Genomic DNA, 26,588 nt, shown 5'->3' with positions numbered 1-26,588 from the left:
CACCCCGACACCCTGCGCGTGCTCGGCACGCTCGCCCGGATCCATTTGAACGAAGGCGATGTCACGCAAGCGCTCGCCGTATACGACGTCGCCGCCGCGAGGACGGGCTCGACGGAGGAGGGGCGGCGGGAGACCGTCATGTTGATGGAGCGGGCCTTGGCGCAGCTCAAGCCGGTCCTGGGTCGCCGCCACCGTGAAGTACGGGCCCTGCAAGCGCGGTTGGCCCGCCTGCGCTGACCCCGAAGGGCCGGCGCGGGCGGGCCAACGTGCCGTGTCAGCGCCTCACGCGAGGTCAGGGCCTCACATGAAGCCCGCGCCTCACACGTCGTTGAACGTCGCCGGGTCCGAGCCGAGACGCCGGTCCTCGTTCAGGGCCGAGATCGCCGCCATGTCCTCGGGGTCGAGCGCGAAGCCGAACACGTCGATGTTCTCCTTGATCCGCGAGGGGGTCACGGACTTCGGGATCACCACGTTGCCCAGCTGGATGTGCCAGCGCAGCACGACCTGTGCGGGCGTGCGCCCGTGCTTGCGCGCGATCGCGACGATCGCCGGGACCTCGAGAAGGCCCTTGCCCTGGCCGAGCGGTGACCACGCCTCGGTGGCGATGCCCTGCTCCGCGTGGAACTCGCGGGAGGCGCGCTGCTGGAGGTGCGGGTGCAGCTCGATCTGGTTGACGGCCGGGATGACGGACGTCTCCGAGAGCAGCCGCTCCAAGTGCTCGGGCAGGAAGTTCGACACGCCGATGGACTTGGCGCGTCCGTCGGCCTGGATCCTCTCGAAGGCCTTGTACGTGTCGACGTAACTGTCCTTGGCGGGCATCGGCCAGTGGATCAGGTACAGGTCCACGTAGTCGAGACCCAGCTTGTCCAGCGAGGTGTCGAACGCGCGCAGCGTCGCGTCGTAACCCTGGTCGCTGTTCCAGAGCTTCGTCGTGACGAACAGTTCCTCGCGGGCCACGCCGGAGGCGGCGATGGCCTTGCCGGTGCCCTCTTCGTTGCCGTACACCGCCGCCGTGTCGATGCTGCGGTACCCGGCCTCCAGGGCGGTCGTCACGGTCGCCTCCGCCTCGTCGTCCGGCACCTGCCAGACACCGAAGCCGAGCTGGGGCATCTCGACGCCGTTGTTCAGGATGATCGGGGGGACCTTGCTCACGAGCTCTCGATCCTTCAAGTCGTCGGGTGGTACGTCCATGGTCAACGATCGGGGCTCGCGCCGCATTCCTGAACGGAAGCAAACATTCCAGACACAATTCCAGACACATTCCGGACGCGTTCCGGACACATGCCGGACGTGTTCCGGACGCAGCGGAGACGTCAGGACCGGTAGAGCGCCTCGACCTCGGCCGCGTAGGCCTGCTCGATGGCCTTCCGCTTGAGCTTCAGGGAGGGCGTGAGCAACCCGTGCTCCTCGCTGAACTGGTGCGCCAGTATCCGGAACGTACGAATGGACTCGGCCTGCGAGACACGGGTGTTCGCGGCGACGACGGCCCGCCGCACCTCCGTCTCCAGGTCCGGGTCGCGCACCAGCTCACCGGGCGGGAGCATCGGCTTGCGCCGCATGGTGAACCAGTGCTCCACCGCCTCCGCGTCCAGCGTGACGAGCGCCGCGATGTAGGGACGGTCGTTGCCGACGACGACGCACTGCGCGACCAGCGGATGGTCGCGCACCCGCTCCTCCAGCTGGGCGGGCGAGACGCTCTTGCCGCCGGAGGTCACCAGGATCTCCTTCTTGCGCCCGGTGATCGTCAGATAGCCGTCCTCGTCGAGCGAGCCCAGATCGCCGGTGGCGAGCCACCCGTCGCGCAGCGTTGCCTCGGTGGCCCCCGGGTTGTTGAGGTACCCCTGGAAGACGTTGCCGCCGCGCAGCCAGACCTCGCCGTCCTCCGCGATGTGCACCGTCGTCCCCGGAATCGGCAGGCCCACCGTGCCGTAGCGGGTGCGCTCGGGCGGGTTGGCGGTCGCGGCCGCCGTCGACTCCGTCAGCCCGTACCCCTCGTAGACCGTCACGCCCGCGCCCGCGAAGAACAGGCCGAGCCGCCGGTCCATGCCCGAACCGCCCGACATCGCGTGCCGCACCCGGCCGCCCATCGCCTCGCGCACCTTCGAGTACACGAGCTTGTCGAAGAGCTGGTGCTGCATGCGAAGGCCCGCCGACGGCCCCGGGCCCAGACCGAAGGCCTTGGCCTCCAGCGCGTCCGCGTACCGCACCGCGCACTCGACGGCCTTGTCGAACGCGCCCGCCTTGCCGTCCTTCTCCGCCTTGCGCCGCGCCGCGTTGAAGACCTTCTCGAAGATGTACGGCACGGCCAGGATGAACGACGGCCGGAACGCCGCCAGGTCGGGCAGCAGCGCCGCCGCGTTCAGGTTCGGCTGGTGCCCCATCTTGACCCGGCCGCGCACCGCCGCGACCTGCACCATGCGGCCGAAGACGTGCGCCAGCGGCAGGAAGAGCAGCGTCGTGGCCTCGTCGCCGCGTTTGGCGTGGAAGACCGGCTCCCAGCGCTCGACCATCACATCCGCCTCGAACATGAAGTTCGCGTGGGAGATCAGACAGCCCTTGGGCTTGCCCGTCGTGCCGGAGGTGTAGATGATCGTGGCGATCGACTCGGGGGTGACCGCGCGGCGGTGGCGGTGCACCACCTCGTCGTCGATGTCCCGGCCCGCGCCGTTCAGCGCGCCCACCGCGTCGGCGTCCAGCTGCCACAGCCTGCGCAGCTGCGGCAGCCGGTCGATGACCGAAGCGATCGTCATCGCATGGTCCTCGTGCTCGACGACCACGGCACTGACCTGCGCGTCGTGCAGCATCCAGACGACCTGCTCGGCCGAGGACGTCGGATATACGGGCACGACCTGGGCGCCGATGGACCAGAGCGCGAAGTCGAAAAGCGTCCACTCGTAGCGCGTACGGGACATGATGGCTACGCGGTCGCCGAACCGCACGCCCTGCGCGATCAGCCCCTTCGCCAGTGCGAGCACCTCGTCGCGGAAGCCGGCCGAGGTGACGTCATGCCACCGTCCGTCCGTCTTGCGGCCGAGGGCGATGCGCGCCGGGTCCTCGACGGCATGGTCGAAAACGGCGTCGGCAAGGCCGCCCACCAGTGGCGCCGACGCCATCGGAGGGTTCGAGAACTCGCGCAATGATGCTCCTTGTGGCGCTCCGCACAGCGCCGTGACCGTACCCCAATTACTTACGCTGGAGTAAGTTCCGGTGACGTGATCTCCACCGAATCTCTATGGGGTGTGCGGAGCCAGGGATCCTCCGCGCGGTTCACCGCGCCGGTTCCCGCACCTGGGGCTCCCGCCCCTCGACCCCCCTCTCCAAAGCGCCCGGGACCGCCGGGCCGGTGACTCCCGGCCGCTGAGGCGACGACGTACGCACCATGACGAGCACCAGCACCCCGGCGACAAGCCCCGCGACACCGGCCGCGAGCGACGCCCCGTTCAGGCCCGCCGCGAAGGCCGCCCGCACGGAGTGCTCGGAGACCGTGCCGCGCAGGGCGGGGGCACCGCCGCCCGCGACGGCGTGCGCCGCGTCATGGCCGAGCGAGTCCGCCATGCGGGAGGTCAGAACCGTGCCGAACAGGGCGACCCCGACCGCGTATCCGAGCTGGCGGAAGGTGTTGACCGCGCCGCCCGCCATCCCCGAGTTCGCGGGCGGCACCGCGGCGAGCGCGGCCCCGGCGAGTCCCGGCGCGACCAGTCCCGTACCGATGCCCGCGAGGGTCAGCCCGGGCAGGAGCGCGCTCCAGGACGACCCGGCGTCGAGCACCGCCATGCAGAGCCCGCCCGCGCCGATCAGCAGCAGCCCGCCGCCGATGACCAGGCGCGGCGCCACGCCGTGCAGCAGCCGCCCGCCGATCGCCGCCACGACGAACGAGGTCGCCGCGAGCGGCAGCAGCGCCAGGCTGCCGCGCACCGCGCTCATGCCCAGCACGGTCTGCAGCCAGATGGAGATGTACGGGATGACGCCGAACGCCGCCGCGTTGTAGCCGATCGCGCCGAGCAGTACCCCGGTGAACGCGGGCTTGCGCAGCAGCCGCAGATCGAGGAGCGGATGGATGGTGCGCCGCTCGACCTGGACGAAGCAGAGCAGCGCGAGCACCGAGACGACGAAGGCCGCGACGGTGAGCGCCGACGTCCAGCCCTCGGTGCCGCCGCGCAGGACGCCGTACGTCCCCGCCCCCGCGAAGCAGGCGAAGGCGGCCGTGCCCGCCCAGTCGACGCGGCGCCCGGCGGGGCCCTTGGACTCCGGCACGACCCGCAGCGTCAGCCAGACCGACGCCACGCTCACCGGCAGGTTCACGAAGAAGATCCACCGCCAGCCGGGCCCCGCGGTGAGCAGCCCGCCCACGATGGGCCCGAGCGCGGCGGACGCCCCGCTCACCGCGCCCCAGACGCCGAGCGCGAGGGACCGCTCGCGGTCCTGGTAGGCGGCGGCGAGCAGCGGCAGGGTCGTCGCGAACATGGCCGCGGCGCCGAGGCCCTGCACGGCGCGGGCCGCCACGAGCAGGTCCGCGTCGGACGCGAGGCCGCAGCCCAGCGAGGCCAGGGCGAAGAGCGCGGTGCCCGCCACGTGGAGCCGCCGCCGGCCGAGCACGTCGGCTGCGGCGCCGACGCCGAGCAGCAGCGCGGCCAGCGCGAGCGCGTACCCGTCGATCACCCATTGCAGATCGGCGAGCGAGGCGTCCAGCGCCCGCGCCATGTCGGGCAGCGCCACCACCACGATCGTCACGTCCAGCAAGAGCATGAATGTCCCGAGAGACACCGCTGTGAGCGGCCCCCATGTACGCATTTCCGTCTTCCTCCGACTCATCGACCGACGCGGGTGCGTCTCGCGTGCTCTCGTACGATGAGGTCGCGCCGGACGTTCTCAGCGGCACAGCTCGCTTTGGCGCACAGAATCGACATAAAGGGAGCCCGTAGCGGTGGAATCCGAAGCCTTCGACGAGCTGGACCTCAGACTGCTGCACGCCCTCGAAGTCGACGGCAGGGCGCCCTTCAGCCGTATCGCCGCCGTCCTCGGCGTCTCCGACCAGACCGTCGCGCGCCGCTTCCGCCGGCTGCGCGCCGAGGCGGGCCTGCGCATCGTCGGCGTCCGCGACAGCGCGCGGCTCGGCAGGGACCAGTGGATGCTGCGCCTGCGCTGTACGCCCGACGGCGCCGAGGCGATCGCGGCCGCCCTGGCCCGCCGCCCCGACACGGCGTGGGTCCACCTCACGTCGGCCGGCACCGAGGTGGTCTGCATGACGCTGCCGCGCGTTCCGGGCGACTACGACGACCTGCTCTTCGGCAAGCTCCTGCGCACCCGCGCACTCGTCGAGATCAGCGCACACCAGCTCCTGCGCAACTTCTACGGCGGACGCACCGGCTGGATCGGCAAGCACCGCCCGCTGACCGACGCCCAGGTCGCCGCCCTGCGCCCGGCCGGACCGCCGACCGCCCCCGGGCCGGGCCCCGTCAGCATCGCCCCCGACGACGAGCCCCTGGTCGCCGCCCTGAAGGCCGACGGCCGCGTCACCTACCCCGAACTCCAGCGGCTCACGGGCCGCTCCGAGTCCGCGGTCAAGCGCCGCGTCGCCGCGCTGCTCGGCTCCGGCGCGCTCTACATCGACACCGAGTACGACACCTCGTACTTCGGCTTCGCCACCGCCGCGATGCTCTGGGTCACCGTCGCCCCCGGAGCCCTCGACGAGGTCGGGCGGACCGTGGCCGGGCACCCCGAGATCGCCCACGCCTCCGCCGTCACCGGGTCCGCCAACCTGATGGCGACCGTCGTGACCCGCGACACGGCGGAGCTGTACGCCTATCTGAGCGGCAGACTCGGCCCGCTGGACGGCGTGCGGCACATCGAGTCCGCGCCACTCCTGCGCCGCTTCAAGGAACTCACCTACCCGCGTCCCCTGCGCTAGGGGCTGTTCCGCGACCTGAAAGGTGGCCGCCACCCGAACGCGACCTGATCCGCCGGACAGGCCCTAGGCACCGCGCCGCAGCCGGTCCCCGCCCGCCAGGATCGCCGCCGCGAGCGCGTCGGCCGCGGCCTGGTCGGCGGCGCGCCGCTCGCCGTGCAGCAGGACGAAGTCGACCGCGCCCAGCTCGGGCAGGCCCGCCCGGTCCGGGACGCGGACCAGGCCCGGCGGGATCAGGCCGCGCGAGTGCGCCATCACGCCCAGGCCCGCGCGGGCCGCCGCCACAAGGCCGTTGAGGCTGCCGCTCGTGCAGGCCACCCGCCAGGGACGGCCGCGCCGCTCCAGCGCCTCGAAGGCGAGGGCGCGGGTGATGCCCGGCGGCGGGTAGACGATCAGCGGCACGGGGCGCTCGGGGTCCAGGCGCAGCCGCTCGGAGCCGATCCACACCAGCTCGTCGTGGCGGACCAGCTGACCTCGCGGGTCCTCGGGGCGCCGCTTGGCGAGCACCAGGTCGAGCCTGCCCGCGTCGAGCTGCTCGTGCAGCGTGCCGGAGAGCTCGACGGTCAGCTCCAGATCGACGTCCGGGTGGGCGTGCCGGAAGGACTCCAGGATGTCGGTGAGCCGTGTCAGGACGAAGTCCTCGGAGGCCCCGAACCGCAGCCGCCCGCCCAGCCGCGTCCGCGTGAAGAACGCCGACGCCTGCTCGTGCACGGCCAGGATGCGGCGGGCGAAGCCGAGCATCGCCTCGCCGTCCTCGGTCAGCTCGACGCTGTGCGTGTCGCGCGTGAACAGCCGGCGCCCGGTCGCCTCCTCCAGGCGGCGCACGTGCTGGCTCACCGTCGACTGGCGCAGACCGAGGCGCCGGGCGGCCTGCGTGAAGCTCAGCGTCTGGGCGACCGCGAGGAAGGTGCGCAGCTGCGAAGGGTCGTACACGAGAGCCAGCCTATACGCGCTCATCGTGTTCCGTGATGACAGTCAGAACGGTGTACGGGATTCCTGATCGCGCCGGGCGGGCGGATCATGGAGAGGCACACTCCCGTGCCGAGAAGCGACTTTCCCGAGCCGAAAGCATGGAGCCCCGTGAAACGCCTGAAGTGGCCGTCCTGGATGCCGGTCGACCCGTACATCGTGGCGTTGCTCGCGACCGTGGGCCTCGCGGCGCTCCTGCCCGCCCGCGGCGCCGCCGCCGACGTCGCCTCCGGGGCCTCCACCGCCGCCGTCTCGTTCCTCTTCTTCCTCTACGGGGCCCGGCTCTCCACCCGCGAGGCGCTCGACGGGCTCAGGCACTGGCGGCTCCACCTCACGGTCCTCGCCTGTACGTTCGTCGTCTTCCCGCTGCTCGGGCTCGCCGCCAAGGGCCTCGTTCCCTACGTCCTGACGCCCGCCCTCTACAGCGGCTTCCTCTTCCTCACCCTGGTGCCGTCGACGATCCAGTCGTCCATCGCCTTCACCTCCCTGGCCCGCGGCAACGTGCCCGCCGCGATCTGCGCAGGGTCCTTCTCCTCCTTGGCGGGCATCGTGCTCACCCCGCTGCTCGCGGCCGCGCTGCTCGGCGGCACCGGCGGCGGCTTCTCGGCGGACTCCGTCCTCAAGATCGTGCTCCAGCTGCTCGTGCCGTTCGTCGCCGGGCAGCTGCTGCGCCGCTGGGTCGGCGGCTTCCTCTCCCGGCACAAGAAGGTCCTCGGATACGTCGACCGCGCCTCGATCCTGCTCGTCGTCTACACCGCCTTCAGCCAGGGCATGGTGCAGGGCATCTGGCACCAGGTGACCCCGCTGCGGCTGCTCGCGCTGCTCGGCGTCGAGGCGGTGCTGCTCACCGTGATGCTGGTGCTGACCTGGTACGGCGCGAAGCGGCTCGGGTTCGGCCGCGGCGACCGCGTCGCGATCCAGTTCGCCGGCTCGAAGAAGTCCCTGGCCGCGGGGCTGCCCATGGCGAGCGTCCTGTTCGGGGCGCACGCCTCGCTCGCCGTGCTGCCGCTGATGCTCTTCCACCAGATGCAGCTGATGGTCTGCGCGGTCATCGCCAAGCGCCGCTCGCGCGATCTGACGGACTTCGGCGGCGAGGAGGCCGTCAGCGGGGCTCGGCAAGGCGGAGCGACACGAACCGCGGCCGGTACAGGGCCACGTTCCGGTTGATGTTCGCCTGCGCGCTCGCGGGCACCGGGTCCAGCCAGTTGACGTCGTAACTGAGCACCACGCGCCCGTCGCGGCCGAGCGCCGGATGGGCCTGCGGGTTGTAGGCGGCGGTGTCCTGGCGTGCCGCGCTGTCCTTCGGCAGGGGCGCCTCGAAACCCTTGGCGGGGCCGTGCCAGGGGCCGGTGGGCGAGCACGACCAGTACGACGTGACCTCGGTCAGGCCCTTGGCGCCCGCGGCCATGGTGAACAGCACATACGTTCCTTCGTCGCGCACCACCGTGAACGCGCTGCCCACCCCCTTCCGCCTGCCGTCCCCGAGCACCGGCCGCGACGGGCCCTTCCCCCACTCCTCGCCGTCCCAGTACTCCCACGCGGCGGCCTCGGCGAGCCGCCCGTGCCGGACGCGCGCCACATGGGCGTCCGAGGAAGGGCGCGAGGTGGCCTGGGCGTCGGTGCCGCCGAAGACGTACGTCCAGCCGTCGTCGTCGACCGTCGCCGTGCCGTACAGGACCCGCTTCTCCGGGTCCGCGACGCGCTGCTGGTCGGACACCTTCACGACGCCCTCGACGCGCAGGTCGGGCAGGGAGAGCGTGGCGACCTCCGTGGCCATCGGGACGCCGTAGATCCAGGGGCCCTGGCTCGCCATGCGGTTCCACAGCAGGACGCGTACGACCTTCTCGTCCGAGGCCAGGGAGCGGGGCTCGACCCGTGCGGCCACCGGCCAGCGCCACTGCTGGGGCGCCGGATCGGTGAAGAGCGGGGCGGGCAGGGTGCGCTCCAGGGTGCCCGAGCGGGACATCACCACGGCCGAGTTGCGGACCATGGGCGCGTTCGGGTCGCGCCAGCTGTGCGGCTGGCCCGCCGTGTTGGGCGGCGCGTGGACCCGGCCGAGGAGGGTGTCGGAGAACAGCCACAGCACGCGCCCGTCCGGCAGCCGCACCGAGTGCGTGCCGTCCCCGCCCGTCCAGTCGTCGGTCCGCGTCCCGTCGTCGCCGTAGCGCGTGAACGCTTCGGTGACCTTCTCCTCGGCGGACCAGGACGCCACCGTGCGGGGCCGGCACGCCGTGCTCGCGCCGTCGCCGTCGCCTCCCCGGTCGTCTCTGGGCAGGACGACGAGCAGGACGGCCGCGAGGGCGAGGGCGAGCAGCAGGACCAGCCAGATCCTGCCGCCCACCCCGTGGTGACGTTCTTGGTCGGACACGCCGGGGACGTTAGTTGCTGCCGCGCACGCGGTCCATGGGAAGCCGGATGACGGTGTCCCGTGTCACAGGGGCGGCGGTGGTGCGCAGGGTCTCCACCTCGGCGTCGCTCAGCGCCCTGTCGTGGACCCGCACCTCGTCGATCGCCCCGGTGAAATGGGCGCGGCTGTCGAGCCGTTGCCCGACGTGCACGCCGAAGGGCGAGTTGCGGGAGACCGAGCCCGGCACATCGGCGGAAGTGACCTGCGTACCGTCGACGAACAGCGTCAGGCGGCCGTCGCCGCGCCGCAGTGCGATGTGGTGCCACTGGCCGTCGTTGTACGCGCTCGTGGTGCGCACGGACGCGGACCGCGGGGGCGTGGCACCGTCCCGCGTGGTGATCAGGCCGGTGACGCGGTTGCTCGCGGGTTCGCCGCGCAGCCACACCTGCGGCTGGTTGGTGCCGATGCCGCCCATCCAGAGCAGCGGCTGCTCGCCGGTGGTCGCGGAGTAGCGGAACCACAGCGATGCGGTGAAGTCACGTGTGCCCAACGGGAGTTGACGGCGGAAGGGGAGGCGTACGGCGTCGTCGGTGCCGTCGAAGGCGAGGGCGCCGCCGAAGCGCCCCTCGGTCTCGCGCGCCCCGCCGAGCACGACCGCCGAACGGGCCCATGGGGCGTGGTCAGGGGTCCTCGGGTCGGGGCCTCGGCGCGGCTTGAGCCAGTCCTCGGTGAAGCGGGCGAAGCGGATCTCGTCGCGGGCGTCGACCGCGCCGCCCTCGTACAGCAGGCCGACGTGCGCTTCGTCGGCCCGCACCAGGTCGGAGTAGCCGGACCAGTCCGTGGTCACCGTCGTGCCCCGGTCGACGCTGTCCCAGGTGCGGCCGCCGTCGTAGGAGGAGCGGATCTGCATCGTGCGGCGCCGGTCGGGGTCGCCGGGGCAGCCGAGCAGCATCCGCCTGCCGAACTGGAGCGTGGAGCACTGCACTTGGGGGGCGTACAGATCGGGGATCGCGCGGAAGGGCGCGGCGAAGGAGGCGCCGCCGTCGCGGCTCACCGTGTGCGAGCGGTGGCCGAGGTCGGTGCCGTCCTGCTCGCGGCCGCTGACGTAGACGGTGCCGTCGGGCCGCTCGGTGAGGGTCATCTCCGACGGTTTCTGGCGGAAGATGCCGTCCTGGCTTATCGGGTACGAGTCGGTGGCGCCGATCCTCCAGTGGTCGCCGCCGTCGTCGCTGACGGCCAGCGCGGCGTGGTTGGCGGTGACCCGGCCGCCGTCCCACGTCTCGGCGTTGACGGCGAAGGCGAGCCGTCCCGCGTGCTTGCCCCGGGACAGCTGGATGCCGTGCACGGGGCCGGTCGCGTACCAGGAGTTCCAGTGCTTCGGCAGGATCTCGTCGCTCAGGTCGCGCGGCCGCGACCAGCTGCGGCCGTCGTCGTCGCTGTACTGCATGTGGGGGGTGCGGTCACACGGCACCGAGCAGTTCGCGCCGTCCGTGCGGCCGGTGTTGTACGTCTCCGCCAGCAGGACGCGCCCGCTGCGGCGGTCCACGACCGGCGCCGGGTTGCCGTGCGTGTCGCCCGCGCCCTCGTTGATGACCTGGAGCGGCCCCCAGGTGCGGCCGCCGTCGTGGGACCGCTTGAGCACCAGGTCTATGTCGCCCGCGTCGCTGCAGTCGTTGACGCGGCCCTCGGCGAAGGCGAGCAGGGTGCCCTTCGTCGTCCGCACGACGGCGGGGATGCGGAAGCAGGCGTATCCGGGGTCCTGGGAGGCCTTGAAGAGCACCTGCTGCTCGAACGCCGCCGGTGCGGGGTCCGCCTGCGCGGAGGGCGCGGGCAGCAGGGCGCCGAGGGCGGTCGCGGTCACGGCGGCGACTGCGGTGCGGAGGGGTCTGAGGCGTACTCGGAGGCTCGGTCTCGACGACAAGGTGCGGCCCGCCTTCCTGGCGACGGCTGTGGCGACGGCGAGGACGCGGGACGTCCTGACATCCCACGTCCTACGTCCTGCATGCGCGCCACAGACGGTACTGGCGGCCACCGCGCCTCACAAGAACCGTGCGCCAGAGGGCCCCCGCGCGCCGCGGCCGCTCATGCGTGCGCGCCCGTCTCGCCCACGGAACACGTCATGTGCCGCAGGGCAGGTGACGGGCCGTCACGAGGCAGGGCTGTGACCGGGCGGGGCTGCCGCGGGGCGGGGCCGCCACGGACCGCCGGTCAGCCCTACGTGGCCGCTGCCGGCAAGGCGAGGCGGTGTTCGCCCGCGTACACGTTCATGGAGGAGCCCCGCAGGAAGCCGACCAGCGTCAGACCGGTCTCGGTGGCCAGGTCGACCGCGAGCGAGGACGGCGCCGAGACCGCGGCCAGCACCGGAATGCCCGCCATCACCGCCTTCTGGGCCAGCTCGAACGACGCGCGGCCCGAGACGAGCAGGATCGCGCGCGACAGCGGAAGCCGCCCCTCCTGGAGGGCCCGGCCGACGAGCTTGTCGACGGCGTTGTGCCGCCCGACGTCCTCCCGTATGTCGAGCAGCCGCCCCTCCTCGTCGAAGAGCGCGGCCGCGTGCAGCCCCCCGGTCCGGTCGAACACCCGCTGCGACTCGCGCAGCCGGTCGGGGAGGTCCGCGAGCAGCCCGGTGCCGACGCGAACCGGGGGAGTGTCGGCGATCGGCCAGCGCGCGGTGGTGCGCACCGCGTCGAGACTGGCCTTGCCGCACAGACCGCACGACGACGTCGTGTAGACGTTCCGCTCCAGGGTGATGTCGGGCAGGACGATCTCCGGGGACGTACGCACGTCCACCACGTTGTACGTGTTTGAACCGTCCTCGGTGGCACCGGCGCAGTACACGATGTTCTGCAGCTCTTCGGCGTCCCCGAGGACCCCCTCGCTCACCAGGAAGCCCGCCGCGAGCGCGAAGTCGTCGCCCGGCGTGCGCATGGTGATGGCGAGCGGCTTGCCGTTGAGCCGGATCTCCAGGGGCTCCTCGGCGACCAGGGTGTCGGGCCGCTCGGTGACGTGCCCGTCCCGGATCCGGATGACCTTGCGCCGCTCCGTGACTCGTCCCATGTCCTGATCAGTCCCGGTTCTGTACGTGCTGGCAGCCGAATCGGCCCTTGATGCGGAGGGTGTCAGCCGTCACGCCCCGCTCTCATTGTCCCTTCGCGTCTCATTGTCCCTTCGCGCCGCCCGGACTCGCACACAAGGTCACCCCCCTCTTCAGAGGGTGATCGGATCATGAGAAGCATCCAAAGCGCGCCCGCCTTTCCTGTCGCTTTACGTGCCCTGTTACCGGTGAGTCGCTGACCACACTGGAGGGTCCCGCATCTCCGGCAACAAGGGGGACCCGTACATGCACGGCTCGCGCATCGCCGCTGTCGGCCATTACCAGCCCGCCAAGATCCTCACCAACGAGGACCTGGCGGGCATGGTCGACACCAGCGACGAGTGGATCCGCTCCCGGGCGGGCATCCGCACCCGTCACATCGCGGGACCCGAGGAGCCGGTCGACGAGCTGGCCGCGCACGCCGGGGGCAAGGCGCTGGCATCGGCGGGCCTGACCCCCGACGCGATCGACCTGGTCCTGGTCGCCACCTCCACGGCCATCGACCGCTCGCCGAACATGGCCGCGCGGGTCGCGGCCCGGCTCGGCATCCCCTCGCCGTCCGCGATGGACATCAACGTCGTGTGCGCGGGCTTCACACACGCGCTCGCCACCGCCGACCACACCGTGCGGGCCGGGGCCGCCACCCGCGCCCTGGTCATCGGCGCGGACAAGATGTCGGAGGTCACCGACTGGACGGACCGCACCTCCTGCGTACTGACCGGTGACGGCGCGGGCGCCGTCGTCGTCGAGGCGTGCGGGCCCGGCGAGGAGCCCGGCATCGCCCCGGTGCTGTGGGGCTCGGTGCCCGAGATGGGCCACGCCGTCCGCATCGAGGGCACCCCGCCGCGCTTCGCCCAGGAAGGGCAGAGCGTCTACCGCTGGGCCACGACCCAGCTGCCGCCGCTGGCCCGCGCGGCCTGCGAGCGCGCCGGGCTCACCCCGGCCGACCTCGCCGGACTCGTCCTGCACCAGGCCAACCTCCGCATCATCGAGCCGCTCGCCGAGCGCATCGGCGCGGTGAACGCCGTCGTCGCCCGCGATGTCGTCGACTCCGGCAACACCTCGGCGGGAAGCATCCCGATGGCCCTGTCCAAGCTCGTGGAGCGCGGGGAGCTGCGCTCCGGCGACCCGGTCCTGCTGTTCGGCTTCGGCGGCAACCTCTCGTACGCGGGACAGGTCATCCGCTGCCCGTAGCGGCGCTCGCCGGGTCCGCGGGGCGCTCGCCGGGTCCGTAGGGCGCTCGCTAGCTCCTGGCGCCGAGCACCGCCTGCGTCTGCGTGGTCTGGCCTGTCAGCCGCCCTTGATCGTCGTACATCTCGGTCTGTACGACGATGAAGGAGCCGCCGATGTGCAGCGGGCGGGCAACCGCGCGGGCCGTTCCGGAGCGCACGGCCCGCAGGAAGTTCGTCTTGGACTCGATCGTCGATGTCGCCGCGCCCTCGGGCAGGTTGAGGAACGCGCACACCGCGCCGACCGTGTCGGCGAGCGTCATCACCGCCCCGCCGTGCAGCACGCCGCCCACCGTGCACAGCTCCGGCGACCACGGCAGGGTGCCCTCCACGCGGTCGGGCCCCGCCTCTTCGAAGGTGATCCCGAGGTGCCCGGCGAAGGGGACGAGGGAGAGCAGGTGGGCGCGCGGATCGTTCTGGGCCAGGGTGTCCGACATGAGGCGACCTTCCACTGGGGGGCGGCGGACCACCATCGTGCGCTACGTCCCCCGGAGGCGTCGATTACCTCAGAGGTAAGCCGTGCACGGCACCGGAGTGGACCAGCCACGGCACCGGAGTGGAACAACTACCGCTCCGGAGTTGCTTTGTCCTGTGACTGGAGAAAGTCGCGGGCAATTCGCGCGCAACTTCTTCCCAGCCCCGGCACGCGCTGCTACGTTCCCCTCGAAAGCACGGAGGAAGCCCGATGAGGCGGGGAGGGGCGCGTGAGACGTATGACGGCTCGACCCGCCAACGCGCACCAGGCGCGGCTGCTGCGGCTGTTGCGTGACGGCGGGCCCAACTCCCGTGCGCAGCTGGGCGATCAGGTCGATCTCTCGCGCTCCAAGCTCGCCGTCGAGGTCGACCGGCTCCTGGAGACCGGACTCGTGGTCGCCGACGGTCTCGCCGCCTCGCGCGGCGGCCGCCGCTCCCACAACATCCGGCTGGCCCCGGCCCTGCGCTTCCTCGGCGTGGACATCGGCGCGACCTCCGTGGACGTCGCGGTGACCAACGCCGAGCTGGAGGTCCTCGGCCACATCAACCAGCCCATGGACGTGCGCGAGGGCCCGGTCGCTGTCTTCGAGCAAGTCCTCGCGATGGCGGCCAAGTTGAAGGCGTCCGGGCTCGCGGAAGGGTTCGACGGCGCCGGCATCGGCGTCCCCGGGCCCGTCCGCTTCCCCGAAGGCGTACCGGTCGCCCCGCCGATCATGCCGGGCTGGGACGGCTTCCCCGTCAGGGAGGCCCTGAGCCAGGAGCTGGGCTGTCCCGTCATGGTCGACAACGACGTGAACCTCATGGCGATGGGGGAGCAGCACGCGGGCGTCGCACGCTCCGTGGGCGACTTCCTCTGCGTCAAGATCGGCACGGGCATCGGCTGCGGCATCGTCGTCGGCGGCGAGGTCTACCGCGGTACGACGGGCAGCGCGGGCGACATCGGCCACATCCAGGCCGAACCGGACGGCCGCCCCTGCGCCTGCGGCAACAGGGGCTGCCTGGAGGCCTACTTCAGCGGCGCGGCGCTCGCCCGCGACGCGGAGGAGGCGGCCACGCAGGGGCGTTCGGCGGAGCTGGCCGCGCGGTTCGACGAGGCGGGGCGGCTCAGTGCCGTCGACGTCGCGGCGGCGGCCGCCGCGGGTGACGCCACGGCGCTCGACCTCATCCGCGAGGGCGGCAACCGCACCGGCCAGGTCATCGCGGCCCTCGTCAGCTTCTTCAACCCCGGCCTCGTGGTGATCGGCGGCGGTGTGACCGGCCTCGGCCATACTCTGCTCGCCGCGATCCGCACGCAGGTCTACCGCCAGTCCCTGCCGCTGGCGACCGGCAACCTCCCCATCGTCCTCGGTGAGCTGGGCCCCACCGCCGGTGTCATCGGCGGCGCCCGGCTCATCAGCGACCACCTGTTCTCCCCGGCCTGACCGGCACGCAAGCCCCATAGAGCCACCGCACCCAGCACAGCGCGCAGCACCGCCCTGCTCAGAAACCGCAGTACGCCCTGCCCTGATCCGCAGCACCGCCCTGCCCTGAGACCGGCTCGTACGCACCCGCCTGGGGGAACCGCCATGGCACCAGAACCACCGCTGCTCACCATGTCCGGCATCACCAAGTCATTCCCCGGCGTCCGTGCGCTCGACGGCGTCGACCTCCAGGTCCAGGCCGGCGAGGTGCACTGCCTCCTCGGCCAGAACGGCGCCGGCAAGTCCACGCTCATCAAGGTCCTCGCGGGCGCCCACCAGCCCGACGACGGCGAGATCCGCTGGCGCGGCGAGCCCACCGCGCTCCGCTCGCCCCTCGCGGCCATGCGGCTCGGCATCGCCACCATCTACCAGGAACTCGACCTGGTGGAGCACCTCTCCGTCGCCGAGAACGTCCACCTCGGACACGAACCGACCACCGCGGGATTCGTCGTGCGCGGACGCGTAGCCAAGGCCTCAACAGCGGCACTCCTCCAACGACTTGGGCACCCGGAGATCGATCCGGGGCGGCTCGTCGGCGACCTCTCCGCCGCCCAGCAGCAGATCGTCTCGATGGCCCGCGCCCTCTCCCACGAGGTGCGCCTGATCGTCATGGACGAACCGTCCGCCGCCCTCGACCCCGACGAGGTCGACAACCTCTTCCGCATCGTCGGCGACCTCACCGCGGACGGCGTCGCCGTCGTCTACATCTCGCACCGCCTCGAAGAGATCCGCCGCATCGGCGACCGCGTCACCGTCCTCAAGGACGGCCGCGCCGTCGCGGGCGGCCTGCCCGCGAAGACCACGCCGACCAGGGGCATCGTGGCGCTCATGACCGGCCGCAATGTCGAGTACGTCTTTCCGGAGAGGCCCGCTGAACAGGCCGCGTCCGAGCCGGTGTTGAGCGTACGGGGCCTCACCCGGCACGGCGAGTTCGCACCCCTCGACCTCGACCTGCGTCCCGGAGAGATCGTCGGCCTCGCCGGGCTCGTCGGGTCGGGCCGCTCCGAGATCCTGGAGACGATCTACGGCGCCCGCAAACCGACCGCCGGACAAGTAGCCGTCCAGGGGCGGGTGTTGCGGCCCGGAAGTGTCCGGGACGCCGTCCGCGCGGGCCTCGGCCTCGCACCCGAGGAGCGCAAGGCTCAGGCCCTGCTCATGCTGGAGTCCGTCACCCGCAATGTCTCCGTCTCCTCCATGTCCCGCTTCTCACGCGGCGGCTGGCTCGACCGGGGCGCCGAACGGAGTGCCGCGCGAGCCGCCACCCGCGAACTGTCGCTGCGCCCCGACGACCCCTCCGCCCCCGTGCGCACCCTCTCCGGGGGCAACCAGCAAAAGGCCGTCCTGGCCCGCTGGCTCCTGCGCGGCTGCCGCGTCCTGCTCCTCGACGAGCCGACCCGCGGCGTCGACGTCGGCGCCCGCGCCGAGCTGTACGCGGTGATCCGCCGCCTCGCCGACGAAGGCCTCGCCGTGCTCCTCGTCTCCAGCGAGGTGCCCGAGGTGCTCGGCCTCGCCGACCGCGTGCTCGTGCTCCGCGAAGGCCGCGTCGTACACACCGCGGCCGCCCGTGACCTCGACGAACACCGCGTACTCGACCTCGTCATCGAAGGGAGCCCGGCGTCATGACCCAGCCCGCCCCGGCGGCCGAGGCCGCCGCCCGCAAGACCGCGCCCGCCGACGGCGGCGGCAGCCCGTGGCGTGCCACGCTGGCCCGCACCGACCTCCGCACGCTCTCGCTGGTCGGCGTGCTCGCCGCGCTGGTCCTGATCGGCGGCCTCACCAAGCCCGACTCGTTCCTGGACACCGACAACCTCCAGCTGATCCTCACCCAGGCCTCCGTCATCGGCGTCGTCACCGTCGGCATGACGTTCGTGATCATCTCCGGCGGCATCGACCTGTCGGTCGGCGCGATCGTCGCGCTCGCCTCGGTATGGGCGACGACGGTCGCCACCCAGGAGTACGGCTTCGCGGGCATCCTCTTCACCGCCGTCGTCGTCGGCATGGGGTGCGGCCTGGTCAACGGCATGCTCATCGCGTACGGCGGGATAGTGCCGTTCATCGCCACCCTCGCCATGCTGGCGGCGGGGCGCGGGCTCGCCCTCCAGATCACCGACGGCAAGACCCAAATGGTCACCGTCGACGGGGTGCTGAGGCTCGGCGAGCGCGACTCCTACGTCCTTGGCATCCCCCCGCTGGTCCTGGTCTTCGCCGCCGTCACCGTCGTCGGCTGGCTGCTGCTGAACCGCACCACCTTCGGCCGGCGCTCCGTCGCGGTCGGCGGCAACGCGGAAGCGGCACGCCTCGCGGGCATCGACGTACGCAGACAGCGGCTGTATCTGTATCTGCTCTCCGGGCTGTGCTGCGGCATCGCGGCGTTCCTGCTGATCGTCCTCGCCGGATCGGGCCAGAACACCAACGGCAATCTGTACGAGCTCGACGCCATCGCCGCCGCGATCATCGGCGGCACCCTGCTCAGCGGCGGCCGGGGCACCATCACCGGCTCGGTGCTCGGCGTACTGATCTTCACCACGATCACCAACATCTTCGCGCTCAACAATCTGGAGACCGCCACCCAGCAGATCGCCAAGGGGGCGATCATCGTCGCCGCGGTGCTGGTCCAACGACGCACGGCCACCACTTCCTGAGCTGAGGGGTTCACCCATGCCAACGAACGCGAGCCGCAGAGGCCTCCTCTTCGGAGCCGCCGCCCTGTCCACCGGAGCCCTGATGGCGGGGTGCACCAGCAACGAGCCGAAGGGCGAGGGCGACGACCCCAAGGACCAGCAGGTCGCCGACGACAAGCCGGGCAAGAAGGTCACCATCGGCTTCGCGGGCCCGCAGGCCGACCACGGCTGGCTCAACGCCATCAACGACAACGCCAGGGAGCGCGCGGAGAAGTACTCCGACGTCACCCTGGAGGCCACCGAGGGCTCCAACGACACCGCCGCGCAGATCGGTCAGGTCGAGACGCTGATCAACAAGAAGGTCGACGTCCTGGTGATCCTGCCCGCCGACGGCAAGGCGCTCACGCAGGTCGGCCTCAAGGCGATGAAGGCGAACATCCCCGTCGTCAACCTCGATCGCGTCTTCGCCTCGCCGCAGGCCTACCGCTGCTGGATCGGCGGCGACAACTACGGCATGGGCCTGAGCGCCGGTCACTACATCGGCGAGAAGCTCAAGGACAAGAAGAACGCCCGCGTGGTGGAGCTTGCCGGGCTCGACAACCTCGAACTGACCAAGCAGCGCACCAAAGGCCTCGACGACGCCCTCAAGAACTACCCGAACATCAAGAAGGTCGCCCGCCAGGCGGCCGAGTTCACCGTCGAGTCGGGCCAGTCGAAGATGTCCCAGCTCCTCCAGGCGCAGAAGAACTTCGACGCGCTGTGGAACCACGACGACGACCAGGGCGTGGGCGCCCTGCGCGCGATCAAGCAGGCGGGAAGGGACGACTTCCTGATGGTCGGCGGCGCGGGCGCGCTCTCCGCCTTCCAGGCCATCGAGGCGGACAACAGCGTACTGAAGGCCACCGTCCTCTACCCGCCCACCATGGCCGCCTCCGCCATCGACCTGGCGCGCGCCCTCGGGCAGGGCAAGGGCGTCAGCGGCATGGCGGAGTTCGAGATCCCGTCCTTCGTCACCTGCTACTCGGCCGTGGTCGACAAGGAAAACGTCGGCCAGTACATGTCCACCGGCTTCAAGTGACGCGCGTGTCCGCACCCCCACCGAGCGTCGACGACGAGGAGGAGTACCGCATGCGTGAGACGGAAGCGTCCGGCCCCGGGGCCGGTTCCGAGGCGGCGGGGAAGCGGCCGCTGGGAGTGGGCATGGTCGGGTACGCCTTCATGGGCGCCGCCCACTCCCAGGGCTGGCGCACGGTGGGGCGCGTCTTCGACCTGCCGGTCGACCCGGTGCTCGCCGCCGTCTGCGGGCGCGACGCGGGCGCCGTGCGCGCCGCCGCCGACCGGCTCGGCTGGGCCGCCGCCGAGACCGACTGGCGGGCCCTGATCGCCCGGGACGATGTCGACCTCGTCGACATCTGCACCCCCGGCGACAGCCATGCGGAGATCGCCGTCGCGGCCCTGGAGGCGGGCAAGCACGTACTGTGCGAGAAGCCGCTGGCGAACACCGTCGAGGAGGCCGAGGCGATGGCCGAGGCCGCCGAACGGGCCCGCGCCCGGGGGCAGGTGGCCATGGTCGGCTTCAACTACCGGCGCGTGCCCGCCCTCGCGCTCGCCCGGCGGATGGTCGCCCAAGGACGGCTCGGAGCACTGCGGCACGTCCGTCTGACGTACCTTCAGGACTGGCTGGTGGACGCCGGCTTCCCGCTCACCTGGCGGCTGCTCAAGGAGCACGCGGGCTCAGGGGCGCTCGGTGACCTGGGGGCGCACATCGTCGACCTCGCGCAGTACCTGGCGGGGGAGCAGGTGGCGGGAGTCTCCGCGCTCACCGAGACCTTCGTACGCGAAAGGCCGATCCTTGAGGGTCCTTCCAGCGGGCTCACGGCGTCGGGCGGCACACGGCGCGGCACGGTGACGGTGGACGACGCGGCTCTCTTCACGGGCCGCTTCCCGTCCGGTGCACTGGCCTCCTTCGAGGCGACGCGCTTCGCGGCGGGCCGCAAGAACGCGCTGCGCCTCGAACTGAACGGCTCCGAGGGCTCGTTGGCCTTCGACCTGGAGCGGCTGAACGAACTCTCCTTCCATGACCACACCGAGCCCGCCGCGTCCTCCGGCTTCCGCCGGATCCTGGTGACCGAACCGGAGCACCCGTACCTGGACGCCTGGTGGCCGCCCGGGCACGGCCTCGGCTACGAGCACACCTTCGTGCACCAGGCCCGCGACCTGCTGCACGCCATCGCCACCGGGGCGCGGCCCGAACCGTCCTTCGCCGACGGGCTCTGCGTGCAGCGGGTGCTCGCGGCGGTGGAGGAGAGCGCGGCGAAGAACTCCGTGTACACGCTGATCCCCACGTGATCCCCACGTGATCCCGACCTGACCCCGACTGGGTGCCCTCCGCGTACCCACGCCCTTGCTCCTGAGGAGGCCCGGACATGCCCCGTAGGTTCACGCTCTTCACCGGCCAGTGGGCCGACCTGCCGCTCGAAGAGGTCTGCCGGCTCGCCCGCGACTTCGGCTACGACGGGCTCGAACTCGCCTGCTGGGGTGACCACTTCGAGGTCGACAAGGCGCTCGCCGACCCCGCCTACCTGGACGGGAAACACGCCCTCCTCGACAAGTACGGCCTCAAGTGCTGGGCGATCTCCAATCACCTGGTCGGCCAGGCCGTCTGCGACGCGATCATCGACGAGCGGCACCGGGCGATCCTGCCCGCCCGTATCTGGGGCGACGGCGAGGCGGAGGGCGTGCGGCAGCGGGCCGCCGCCGAGATCAAGGACACCGCGCGGGCCGCCGCCGCCTTCGGTGTCGACACCGTCGTCGGCTTCACGGGTTCGGCGATCTGGCACCTCGTCGCGATGTTCCCGCCTGCCCCCGAATCGATGATCGAGCGCGGTTACGAGGACTTCGCCGAGCGCTGGAACCCGATCCTGGACGTCTTCGACGAGCACGGCGTGCGGTTCGCCCACGAGGTGCACCCCTCGGAGATCGCGTACGACTACTGGACCACGCACAAGGCCCTGGAGGCCGTCGGCCACCGCCCGGCCTTCGGCCTCAACTTCGACCCCTCCCACTTCGTCTGGCAGGACCTCGACCCGGTCGGCTTCCTCTACGACTTCCGGGACCGCGTCTACCACGTCGACTGCAAGGAGGCCCGGCGCCGCCTGGACGGCCGCAACGGCCGCCTCGGCTCCCACCTGCCCTGGGGCGACCCCCGGCGCGGCTGGGACTTCGTCTCGGCGGGCCACGGTGACGTCCCGTGGGAGGACGTGTTCCGGATGCTGCGTTCGATCGCGTACGAGGGCCCGATCTCGGTGGAGTGGGAGGACGCCGGCATGGACCGCCTCCAGGGCGCCCCCGAGGCCCTGGCCCGTCTGAAGGCGTACGACTTCGAGGCGCCGACCGCTTCCTTCGACGCGGCGTTCGCGGCTCGGACTAGGCCGCTCCTCGGTGAAGGCCGCTCCTCGAAGTAGGCCTTCCCTCGGTGTTTGTCCAGGGACGGGAAGAAGCTGAACTTCAGTGCCGCGTAAGGGCTATCCGCCCGGGACAAACGTGGCTACCGTCCCTGATGTGTACAGGACATAAATCAGGACCCGAAGGTCCGGGGTGACGGCGCACCCCGGCGCACGGCGCACACACCCGCGTACGACCGTCCCCTCCGGAGGAACCCCGTGCACAGGAAACGCCCGAGACTTCGCCACCAAGCCCTCGCCCTGCTCGCCGGCGCGCTGCTCACCGGTGCCTCGCTGACCCTCGCCGTACCCACGGCCGGGGCCGTCCCCGCCGACCCGCCCGCGACGGCCGCACCCGCCGCGGAGGACTTCCAGCAGGTCACCCTCGCCAAGGGCGAGCCGGAGGTGGGCGAGCCCATGACGCTCTCCGTGCTGCCGGACCGCTCGGTCCTGCACACGAGCCGCGACGGCACGCTGCGCCTGACGGACCCCGCGGGCAACACCAAGGTCGCGGGCAAGATACCCGTCTACACGCACGACGAGGAGGGTCTGCAAGGCGTCGCCCTGGACCCCAAGTTCAGCGAGAACCGCGCGATCTTCCTCTACTACGCGCCGCCGCTCGACACCCCGGCGGGCGACGCACCGGAGAACGGGACGGCCGAGGAGTTCAAGAAGTTCGACGGCGTCAACCGCCTCTCCCGCTTCGTCCTCAAGGCCGACGGGACCCTCGACAACGCCAGTGAGAAGAAGGTCCTCGACGTTCCCGCGAGCCGCGGCATCTGCTGCCACGTCGGCGGCGACATCGACTTCGACAAGGACGGCAACCTCTACCTCTCGACGGGCGACGACTCCAACCCCTTCGCCTCCGACGGCTACACGCCCATCGACGAGCGTCCCGGCCGCAACCCCGCGTACGACGCCCGGCGCAGCGCGGGCAACACCAACGACCTGCGCGGCAAGATCCTGCGCATCAAGGTCGCCGACGACGGCTCGTACACGGTCCCGGACGGCAACCTCTTCGCCAAGGGCACCGAGAAGACCCGCCCCGAGATCTACGCCATGGGCTTCCGCAACCCCTTCCGGATGAGCGTCGACAAGCCCACCGGCACCGTCTACGTCGGCGACTACGGCCCCGACGCGGGCGCGGCCGACCCCAAGCGCGGCCCCGCCGGCCAGGTGGAGTTCGCCCGCGTGACCAAGCCGGGCAACTTCGGCTGGCCGTTCTGCACAGGCAAGAACGACGCGTACGTCGACTACGACTTCGCGACCGGCACCTCCGGCGCCGCCTTCGACTGTGCCGAGCCCAAGAACGACTCGCCGCACAACACCGGGCTCACCGACCTCCCGGCCGCCCAGGAAGCGTGGATTCCGTACGACGGCGGTTCCGTCCCCGAGTTCGGCTCGGGCTCCGAGTCCCCGATGGCCGGCCCGGTCTACCGCTACGATGCGCAGAACTCCTCCCCGGTCAAGTTCCCCGAGGCGTACGACGGTGACTTCTTCGCCGGCGAGTTCGGCAGGCGCTGGATCAAGCGCATCGAGCAGGGAGCCGACGGCACGGTCTCGAAGATCAATCCGTTCCCGTGGACGGGCACCCAGGTGATGGACATGGAGTTCGGCCCCGACGGCGCGCTCTACGTCCTCGACTACGGCACCGCCTGGTTCGGCGGCGACGAGAACTCCGGTCTCTTCCGCATCGAGAACGCCACGACAGGGCACTCCCCGGTCGTCGAGGCGAGCGCGTCGGTGACCAGTGGCCAGGCCCCGCTGCGGACCAGGTTCACCGCGAAGGCCACGGACGCCGACGGCGGCACGCTGACCTACTCCTGGGACTTCGGCGACGGCGGCAAGTCCACTCAGCAGAACCCCACGTACACGTACAAGAAGAACGGCGTCTACACGGCGACCGTGACCGTCAAGGACTCCACCGGCCGCACCGGTTCGGCCAGCGCGCACATCACCGTCGGCAACACCGCGCCCAAGGTGACCCTGGAACTCCCCGGCGACGGCCAGCTGTTCACCTTCGGCGACAAGGTGCCGTTCAAGGTCAAGGTGACCGACCCGGAAGACGGCCCCGTCGACTGCGCCAAGGTCAAGGTCACGCACATCCTCGGCCATGACAGCCACGGGCACCCCGTCACCTCGGCCAACGGCTGCTCGGGCACCCTCCAGACGTCGGCGGACGGCGAGCACGACCCGAACGCCAACATCTTCGGGGTCTTCGACGCCGAGTACACCGACAAGGGCGCGAACGGCCAGCCCGCGCTGACCACCCACGACCAGAACGTCGTCCAGCCCAAGCACCGCCAAGCCGAGCACTACGGCGACTCCAAGGGCGTCTCCGTCGTCAACCACGCCCCGGCGCACGGCGGAAAGACCGTCGGCGACATCCACCACGGCGATTGGATCTCCTTCAAGCCGTACCTCCTCGCCGACGCCACCAAGCTGACCGCACGGGTCGCCTCGGCCGGATCCGGCGGCACGCTCGAGGTCCGCAGCGGCTCGGCACGCGGCAGGCTGCTCGGCACGGCGAAGGTCGAACCGACCGGTTCATGGGAGACGTACAAGGACGTGAGTACGACCCTCACGCGGCCCCCGGCCAAGACCACGACGCTCTACCTGGTCTTCAAGGGCACGGGCTCGGGAGCCCTGTACGACGTGGACGACTTCACGTTCACGACCAGGGCCGCGACCGGTGGGAAGGGGTGACGCCGATGACAGCGATGCGCGGACGTCGGGCACGGCTCCTCACCACGACGGCGGCGGTTGCCCTGCTCATCGGGTGCGTGACGGGACCCGCCGCATCGGAGACCGGCCCGGCCCGGGCGGCGGGCAAGGACGGCGAACGCGTCCTCGTCTTCTCCAAGACGGCGGGCTTCCGGCACGACTCGATCCCCACCGGCATCGCCACCGTCCGGGAACTCGGCGCCGAGAGCGGCTTCACCGTCGACGCGACCGAGGACGCGGGGGCCTTCACGGCCAAGAACCTGCGCCGGTACGACGCCGTCGTCTGGCTCTCGACCACGGGCGACGTCCTCGACGCCGCCCAGCAGCGGGCCTTCGAGGGCTACATCCGGGGCGGCGGCGCCTACGTCGGGGTGCACGCCGCCGCCGACACCGAGTACGACTGGCCCTTCTACGGGGGGCTCACGGGCGCGTACTTCCAGTCACACCCCGCGATCCAGCGGGCGAAGGTCCAGGTGGAGGACCACGCCCACCCGGCGACCTCCCATCTGGGCGCCGGGCCCTGGGAGCGCACCGACGAGTGGTACGACTACCGCTCCAACCCGCGTGAACGGGCCCGTGTACTCGCCTCGCTCGACGAGTCGTCGTACACGGGCGGCACGATGGGCGACCACCCGATCGCCTGGTGCCAGAGCGACTACCGGGGCGGCCGCTCCTTCTACACCGGCGGCGGCCACACCAAGGAGTCCTACGCCGAACCGGCCTTCCGCCAGCACCTCCTCGGCGGAATCCGCTGGGCCACCGGCGCGGCCCAGGCCGACTGCCGCCCCGAGCGGGGCTACACACCCCTCTTCGACGGCAAGGCGGCCTCCCTGGCGGACTGGAAGCAAGCAGGCCCCGGCTCCTTCTCCCTGAACGAGGACGACGGGACGCTCACGACCGTCGGCGGCATGGGCATGCTCTGGTACCAGCGGCGCGAACTTGGCTCCTACTCCCTCAAACTCGACTGGCGGATGCGCGGCGACGACAACTCCGGGATCTTCGTGGGCTTCCCGGCCTCCGACGACCCCTGGTCGGCCGTGAACAAGGGTTACGAGATCCAGATCGACGCCACGGACGTCCCCGAGAAGACCACGGGCTCCGTCTACGGCTTCAAGTCAGCGGACCTGAAGAGGCGGGACAAGGCGCTGAACCCGCCGGGGGAGTGGAACACCTACGAGATCCGCGTCGAGGGCGAACGCCTTCGCGTCTACCTCAACGGCGTAAAGATCAACGATTTCACCAACACGGACCCGGCGCGAAGCCTGCGCCAAGGGCACGTCGGCCTCCAGAACCATGGCGACACCGATGAGGTCTCCTTCCGGAACGTGCGGGTGAAGGATCTGAGGGAGCTGAGTGCGCGGAGGGGGCCGAGCGGGCTGAGGAGGCTGAGCGGGCTGAGCGGGCTGAGGGGTCCGGAGAGCTTGCGGGATCCGAAGGACTCGCGGGGCTTGAAGGAGTCGCAGGGCCTGAAGGGTTCGCGGGATCTGAGGGGCCTGAAGGGTTCGCGGGATCTGAGGGACCTGAAGGGTTCGCGGGATCTGACCGGCCTGCCCGTGGCCGACGGCTCTCCCTCCGCCGCTTCGGCCCGTCCGGGCGGGGGCCGCTAGACGACGGCGGGCGGAGGACGCCGGACCTCCGCCCGCCGTCTTTCCACGGCGCGCCCCGCGCGCCGCGCCCCCGTACGTATCCGATCAGCTTCCGATCAGCTTCCGATCACCCATCACATCCGCTCAGGCAGGAGGCAGCCGTGCCCACATACGCGCTCTCTACTTCTTCCGTCGGGACACCCCTTGTCGGGGTCTGGCTGATCGGCGCGCGAGGTTCGGTTGCGACCACGGCCATCGCGGGGTGCGCGGCAGTGGCGGCCGGACTGCACGCGCCCGTCGGCATGGTGACGGAGACGCCGCCCTTCGCGGACTGCGGCCTGCCAACGTTGTCCTCGCTCGTCTTCGGCGGCCACGACACGGCCAACTGCCCCCTGCCCAAACGCGCCGAGGAACTCGCCGCGGGCGGCGTCCTCCCGTACGGCCTCCCCTCGGCGGTCCACTCCGAACTCGCCGCGGCGGACACCGAGATCCGCCCCGGCGGCCCCCTCCCGGGCGACACCCGCACCGACGAGCAACTGATCGACACCTTCGCCTCCGACCTACGCGACTTCATCCGCCGCCGGGGCCTTTCACGCCTGGTCGTGATCAACGTGGCCTCAACGGAACCGCTGTGGGCGGGAGGTGGCGGAGTTCCCGGAGTGGCCCCGGTGGGGGCGAATGGGACGGCGGCCGGGGCGGCGTCGACGGGGGCACGTAGCGCGGCGGACGGCGGCGC

21 protein-coding genes are annotated in these 26,588 nt (G+C 71.5%); 13 read left to right on the top strand and 8 right to left on the bottom strand.

What is annotated here, in order from left to right:
- The coding region (locus GKQ77_RS06095; protein WP_219687676.1) for a hypothetical protein at positions 1-237 on the top strand (237 nt) is incomplete at its 5' end.
- Positions 238-318: 81 nt separating this feature from the next.
- Here GKQ77_RS06095 and GKQ77_RS06090 read toward each other — a convergent pair.
- The 3 genes from GKQ77_RS06090 to GKQ77_RS06080 form a co-directional block, all read right to left on the bottom strand.
- Positions 319-1,191, bottom strand: coding sequence for an aldo/keto reductase (locus tag GKQ77_RS06090; protein WP_219687675.1), 873 nt, complete (start codon positions 1,189-1,191; stop codon positions 319-321).
- A 122-nt stretch (positions 1,192-1,313) separates the two neighbouring features.
- The gene (locus GKQ77_RS06085; RefSeq protein ID WP_258020901.1) at positions 1,314-3,137 is read right to left on the bottom strand and encodes an AMP-dependent synthetase/ligase; all 1,824 of its coding nucleotides are present in this window, start codon (positions 3,135-3,137) and stop codon (positions 1,314-1,316) included.
- A gap of 130 nt (positions 3,138-3,267) precedes the next feature.
- Positions 3,268-4,791, bottom strand: a complete 1,524-nt coding sequence (locus tag GKQ77_RS06080; RefSeq protein ID WP_219687674.1) for an MFS transporter — start codon at positions 4,789-4,791, stop codon at positions 3,268-3,270.
- A 133-nt stretch (positions 4,792-4,924) separates the two neighbouring features.
- Between GKQ77_RS06080 and GKQ77_RS06075 the strand changes: the two genes are divergently transcribed.
- On the top strand, positions 4,925-5,908 hold the full coding sequence (locus GKQ77_RS06075; RefSeq protein WP_219687673.1) for an Lrp/AsnC family transcriptional regulator: 984 nt from the start codon (positions 4,925-4,927) through the stop codon (positions 5,906-5,908).
- Positions 5,909-5,971: 63 nt separating this feature from the next.
- Here GKQ77_RS06075 and GKQ77_RS06070 read toward each other — a convergent pair whose 3' ends face one another.
- On the bottom strand, positions 5,972-6,838 hold the full coding sequence (locus GKQ77_RS06070; protein WP_219687672.1) for a LysR substrate-binding domain-containing protein: 867 nt from the start codon (positions 6,836-6,838) through the stop codon (positions 5,972-5,974).
- Positions 6,839-6,985: 147 nt separating this feature from the next.
- Here GKQ77_RS06070 and GKQ77_RS06065 point away from each other — a divergent pair, with 147 nt between their 5' ends.
- Entirely contained in the window at positions 6,986-8,041 is a 1,056-nt protein-coding gene (locus tag GKQ77_RS06065; protein ID WP_308117563.1) for a bile acid:sodium symporter family protein, read from the top strand.
- Here GKQ77_RS06065 and GKQ77_RS06060 read toward each other — a convergent pair.
- The 3 genes from GKQ77_RS06060 to fdhD form a co-directional block, all read right to left on the bottom strand.
- Positions 7,977-9,242 carry a DUF5005 domain-containing protein gene (locus GKQ77_RS06060; protein ID WP_219687670.1) on the bottom strand — a complete coding sequence of 422 codons (1,266 nt, stop codon included), beginning with the start codon at positions 9,240-9,242 and terminating at the stop codon, positions 7,977-7,979. The two genes, GKQ77_RS06065 and GKQ77_RS06060, sit on opposite strands and share 65 nt — an antisense overlap.
- Before the next feature lie 10 nt (positions 9,243-9,252).
- Complete coding sequence (locus tag GKQ77_RS06055) at positions 9,253-11,082, bottom strand: exo-alpha-sialidase (RefSeq protein WP_308117562.1); 1,830 nt, start codon at positions 11,080-11,082, stop codon at positions 9,253-9,255.
- A gap of 353 nt (positions 11,083-11,435) precedes the next feature.
- Positions 11,436-12,278 (bottom strand): formate dehydrogenase accessory sulfurtransferase FdhD, encoded by an 843-nt coding sequence (gene fdhD, locus GKQ77_RS06050; RefSeq protein ID WP_219687668.1) that lies wholly within the window; start codon positions 12,276-12,278, stop codon positions 11,436-11,438.
- A gap of 283 nt (positions 12,279-12,561) precedes the next feature.
- On the opposite strand from fdhD, the gene GKQ77_RS06045 reads away from it, so the two are divergent.
- A complete protein-coding gene (locus GKQ77_RS06045; RefSeq protein ID WP_219687667.1) occupies positions 12,562-13,509 on the top strand; it encodes a beta-ketoacyl-ACP synthase III in 948 nt (315 codons plus the stop codon).
- 49 nt (positions 13,510-13,558) lie between these two features.
- On the opposite strand, the gene GKQ77_RS06040 is transcribed toward GKQ77_RS06045, so the two are convergent.
- The gene (locus GKQ77_RS06040; protein ID WP_219687666.1) at positions 13,559-13,981 is read right to left on the bottom strand and encodes a PaaI family thioesterase; all 423 of its coding nucleotides are present in this window, start codon (positions 13,979-13,981) and stop codon (positions 13,559-13,561) included.
- Between the two features lie 276 nt (positions 13,982-14,257).
- Between GKQ77_RS06040 and GKQ77_RS06035 the strand changes: the two genes are divergently transcribed.
- The 9 genes from GKQ77_RS06035 to GKQ77_RS05995 all read left to right on the top strand — a co-directional run.
- Positions 14,258-15,439 (top strand): ROK family transcriptional regulator, encoded by a 1,182-nt coding sequence (locus tag GKQ77_RS06035; RefSeq protein ID WP_219687665.1) that lies wholly within the window; start codon positions 14,258-14,260, stop codon positions 15,437-15,439.
- A 144-nt stretch (positions 15,440-15,583) separates the two neighbouring features.
- Positions 15,584-17,101, top strand: coding sequence for a sugar ABC transporter ATP-binding protein (locus tag GKQ77_RS06030; RefSeq protein WP_219687664.1), 1,518 nt, complete (start codon positions 15,584-15,586; stop codon positions 17,099-17,101).
- Positions 17,098-18,120, top strand: coding sequence for an ABC transporter permease (locus tag GKQ77_RS06025; protein ID WP_219687663.1), 1,023 nt, complete (start codon positions 17,098-17,100; stop codon positions 18,118-18,120). Before GKQ77_RS06030 ends, GKQ77_RS06025 begins: the two co-directional genes overlap by 4 nt.
- 16 nt (positions 18,121-18,136) lie before the next feature.
- Positions 18,137-19,177: a substrate-binding domain-containing protein gene (locus GKQ77_RS06020; RefSeq protein WP_219687662.1), complete on the top strand. Its 1,041-nt coding sequence runs from the start codon at positions 18,137-18,139 to the stop codon at positions 19,175-19,177.
- A 50-nt stretch (positions 19,178-19,227) separates the two neighbouring features.
- On the top strand, positions 19,228-20,448 hold the full coding sequence (locus tag GKQ77_RS06015; protein WP_219687677.1) for a Gfo/Idh/MocA family protein: 1,221 nt from the start codon (positions 19,228-19,230) through the stop codon (positions 20,446-20,448).
- Positions 20,449-20,525: 77 nt separating this feature from the next.
- Positions 20,526-21,563, top strand: coding sequence for a sugar phosphate isomerase/epimerase family protein (locus GKQ77_RS06010; RefSeq protein ID WP_219687661.1), 1,038 nt, complete (start codon positions 20,526-20,528; stop codon positions 21,561-21,563).
- Between the two features lie 198 nt (positions 21,564-21,761).
- On the top strand, positions 21,762-24,248 hold the full coding sequence (locus GKQ77_RS06005; protein WP_219687660.1) for a PQQ-dependent sugar dehydrogenase: 2,487 nt from the start codon (positions 21,762-21,764) through the stop codon (positions 24,246-24,248).
- 5 nt (positions 24,249-24,253) lie between these two features.
- Complete coding sequence (locus GKQ77_RS06000) at positions 24,254-25,873, top strand: ThuA domain-containing protein (protein ID WP_372459837.1); 1,620 nt, start codon at positions 24,254-24,256, stop codon at positions 25,871-25,873.
- Between the two features lie 140 nt (positions 25,874-26,013).
- The coding region (locus GKQ77_RS05995; RefSeq protein ID WP_372459836.1) for an inositol-3-phosphate synthase at positions 26,014-26,588 on the top strand (575 nt) is incomplete at its 3' end.

The sequence above is a fragment of the Streptomyces anatolicus genome, assembly GCF_019400875.1.
In the GTDB taxonomy this organism is placed as follows: Bacteria; Actinomycetota; Actinomycetes; order Streptomycetales; family Streptomycetaceae; genus Streptomyces; species Streptomyces anatolicus.
This window is presented reverse-complemented; position numbering and strand designations above follow the sequence as displayed.